Genomic DNA, 3,272 nt, shown 5'->3' on the forward strand with positions numbered 1-3,272 from the left:
CTTGCGTCCGGGGTACCACCACCCGAGCTACCTCACACAGCGTGACCGGCGAGCCCGCCCGTCACCGCCGCACCCCCATCAAATTCGAAGACCCCCTTATCTGCTGGTCGAGGCGCATGAGGAGGAGTGACTGAATTCCGCCGGGTCGTGCAGGAACTACCAGATCACACTGCTGATCAGAACGTTATGGGCGCCGCTGGCCAGAAAATTTCCGGCGCCCGAGAAAGCCGGGGAATGCTGTCCGGCCGGCGAGTGACCCACAATGTGATCCAACTTGTTCGATACACCGGCCCATCCTGGCAGCAACATTGGCAGGTCCCTGAGTCCGGTCTTTGTGTTCAGTTGCTGGACGGTGACGTTGAGATCGCCGGCGATCAATCCCAGACCGCCCGGATCCGGCCCGGAAAGCGCCGTGTAAGCGCTTGATCTTTGTAGGAAAAGATAGGCGTCCGGGTTGGCTTCCCCCAAAGTGCCAGGAAGCAAACGGCCCGGTCCCAGTGGTGCGTGCCATGTCATGAATCTCACCCTGGTTCCATGGAATGTCAGGTTCGCCGTGGCAGGCATTCGCATTCCGGCCAGTTCCTGGTCAGCGTCTGTCCGTGCCCATCCGACCAGGTGGTCGTTCAGCCATCCCTGCAGCCCTTGGTCCGCGGCGAGGTCGCAGCGGGCGAAAGTGGCCTGACCGCCAACACCGTCATGGGTCGCCAGGAGGTATCCACGGCCACCGGGGACACCTTCTGTTGCGTGGGCAGGCCCGTTGTACGGCGCTCCCAACCCGGCCAGCATGTCGTAGACGGGCCCGCCGGGACTCGCGTGGGCCTCCTGAATGACGATCACGTGCGGTCGGGAGTTGTTCGCCGCCAAGTGCTGGATCACCTGTCGCAGGCCGAGTGCTCCCTGCACGGTTTCACCCGTGCTGTTCCATGTCAGGACGTTGAGGTTGGGCACGGCGTTCTCCTCGATATAGCGGGACCGGTGTGATTCAGATCGGTGACCTCTCTCGGAGCCCTGGCCACCGGGACGAACACACCAGTCACGGGATCGAACCGAGAATTCATTTGCAGATGGGTACGTATCCGGGTATCTCGCGGTACAGGGAGATACCCGGATACGCTGACGACTGCCTGAGTGCCCGGTGCGTGCAAGGTGCACACCTACCAGTTCTTGATGTCCTTGTTGTTCCACTTGAACTCGGTGATGGGCGCATTGGAGCTGTTGAACATCAGCGTGTGCGTGTTTCGGCGACTGTCGAACACTCGCAGGTGGTAGACGGCGCCGGTCTGGTCCTTGAAGGCCAAGTAGAAGCTCCCGAAGGCGTTTCGAGGGCCCTGGGCGTCGACGCTGATCGAGTAGCTGTAGATGGGGTGCGCGATGCGTGTCAGTTGGATGCCGTAGACGCACGCCTCGTTGTTGCCGACCACGCACGAGCTCAGATCCGTCTGGCGGCTGATGCGCACCCTCTGATTTACCTTCAGCGTCGTTGCGGATGTGGCGCTCTGATTCTCGCCGCACTTCCCGGTGAAGTCCGCGAAGTCGGAGATCTCGGCTCCCGCTCCCAGCTGGACCGCGCTAACAGTCTGGGGGCCGAAGCACTGCAGGGTCTCGTCGAAGTTCGCCTGCTTCCAGCCGGAGAACGTCCAGTACCGGAGGCTCCCGGAAGCCCGTAGGCAGGAATGGACGAAGCTCACGGTGATGTCGGCCTCCACCACGCCGGCCTTCGCCCGGAACGTGAGGGAAGGGTTGTCCTGTGAAAGATGCACGGTGGCGGTCCATACGGCCAGACCCACGACCTTCAGCGTGATCTCCCCGTCGAAGTACCAGTTGTCCCCGACGTGGTACGTCCCCTCGAACACGAGGGCGGCGATGCCGGCGACGTCGACCTCGATGGGCCCTGCGAAGGTCCCGGTTGGCAGTTCCTGAAGGCTCGGAGCACATACGGTCATAGCGCGGTGTGGATGGTCGGACGGCTTCTCGGCCGCCTGCAGATATGCGTTCCGGAAGTGGTCTGCGGTGACCTGGGCCCTTTCCTGAACGCTCGCCAGTTCAGCAAGTCGTTCCCACTCGCTGTAGGGGATCTCCCAGGCTGTGTGCGACAGAGTCATGACTTCTCCTTGGAGCGATGAATGGTCTCAGGACCATCCAGGCGCCCCTGGATCATGTGTGCGCGCTGGACAAGGCGAAGTGAACCGGTGGAGTCGCACGCCCAGAGGGCGGACAGGGGAGGTCAGCGGCGCTGCCTCGGGGGTGACCCGCCTGGCCATACGTCAGCCCGGACCCGCTGGGCGGTCTGCTGAGCGGGCATCGGCCAGTGCCGCCCGTGCCGGCGCAGTAGCTTTGCGACTCCCTGGACGGTGTACGCCTGGTTGAACCGGACCCCGATCACGACCCGGACCCGGTCGAGCGTCCAGCGTTCGTCCGGCCAGCCACAGGCGATTGCGCCCTTGGCGAGCTCCTCCTCCAGCTGGCGAAACTGGTGCTCGCTCAATCTGGGCAGGGAACCCGGCCCTTGAGAAACAAGCGCCCGCGAACCACCGTCCGCCCAGCTGTGGCGCCAGCGCTGGACCGATCTCACGCTGACACGCAGCTCTGCGGCGATAGCCGTGCTCGCAACCCCTAGGGCGAACCTCTGAGCAGCAATGAGCCGTGTCCGCTCGCGAGCCCTTCTCTGCTCCGAGGTCAGGCCTCCGCCTTGTCCGTACCGCATACTTACCGTATAGCGCAAAAAGGACTGATAATCATTCTTTAGGCGACATTGCAGGTTCACGCGATTACGCCATACACGTGAACAGTGCACTCGGCGGAGGGGCTGAGGAACATCGGAACGAAAACCGGCGCTAGGGATCTATCGGTCTTGCCGGGCGGCTGACGGGGCGTCGGTCGCGGAACCGATTCGCAGCCTTCCGCACAGATAGCACCCTATTGTCTGCGGGGCGGCTGATCGCGCGGCGCGAGGTGCACATGCGGGAGAAGACGCTGTGGCGGATGCCCTACGAGACCGCCGCCCGCGCCGAGGAAGCCTCCTGCCCAGTGGCTCTCTGCGTTCAGGGGGTAGCGCCGAGGTGAGCCCAAAAGGGGCCATAGAATGATCTTGAAGACGTGAGGGCCTGGCCCGTCACCCGTTCGGCTCAGTGTCGTTGGTGATGATGTTGTTGTCGTCCGGGGCCTGGGGTGGGTTGTGGGGTCTTCGAATTTAGTGGGGGTGTGCTTCCCGTCGGCTCCGCCGGGTGGTTGCACAACGTGATCGGAGCCGCTGGTTGGCGCGGTTACGGAAG

General features: G+C 63.4%; 3 protein-coding genes and 1 pseudogene. 1 reads left to right on the forward strand and 3 read right to left on the reverse strand.

Annotation, left to right across the window (positions count from 1 at the left end; all coding sequences use genetic code 11):
• Nucleotides 1-156: 156 nt before the first annotated feature.
• From ACFU5K_RS31525 to ACFU5K_RS31535, 3 genes are all read right to left on the reverse strand, one after another.
• Nucleotides 157-948, reverse strand: a complete 792-nt coding sequence (locus ACFU5K_RS31525; protein WP_384068072.1) for a hypothetical protein — start codon at nt 946-948, stop codon at nt 157-159.
• A 206-nt stretch (nt 949-1,154) separates the two neighbouring features.
• Entirely contained in the window at nt 1,155-2,102 is a 948-nt protein-coding gene (locus ACFU5K_RS31530) for a hypothetical protein (RefSeq protein WP_384068075.1), read from the reverse strand.
• A gap of 122 nt (nt 2,103-2,224) precedes the next feature.
• The gene (locus ACFU5K_RS31535; RefSeq protein WP_384068078.1) at nt 2,225-2,704 is read right to left on the reverse strand and encodes a transposase; all 480 of its coding nucleotides are present in this window, start codon (nt 2,702-2,704) and stop codon (nt 2,225-2,227) included.
• A 215-nt stretch (nt 2,705-2,919) separates the two neighbouring features.
• Between ACFU5K_RS31535 and ACFU5K_RS31540 the strand changes: the two are divergent.
• A pseudogene (locus ACFU5K_RS31540) lies at nt 2,920-3,015 on the forward strand (integrase/recombinase); the annotation flags it as partial.
• Nucleotides 3,016-3,272: the final 257 nt, after the last annotated feature.

Origin of the sequence: Streptomyces sp. NPDC057428 (assembly GCF_042803195.1) — a bacterium.
Classification (GTDB): domain Bacteria; phylum Actinomycetota; class Actinomycetes; order Streptomycetales; family Streptomycetaceae; genus Streptomyces.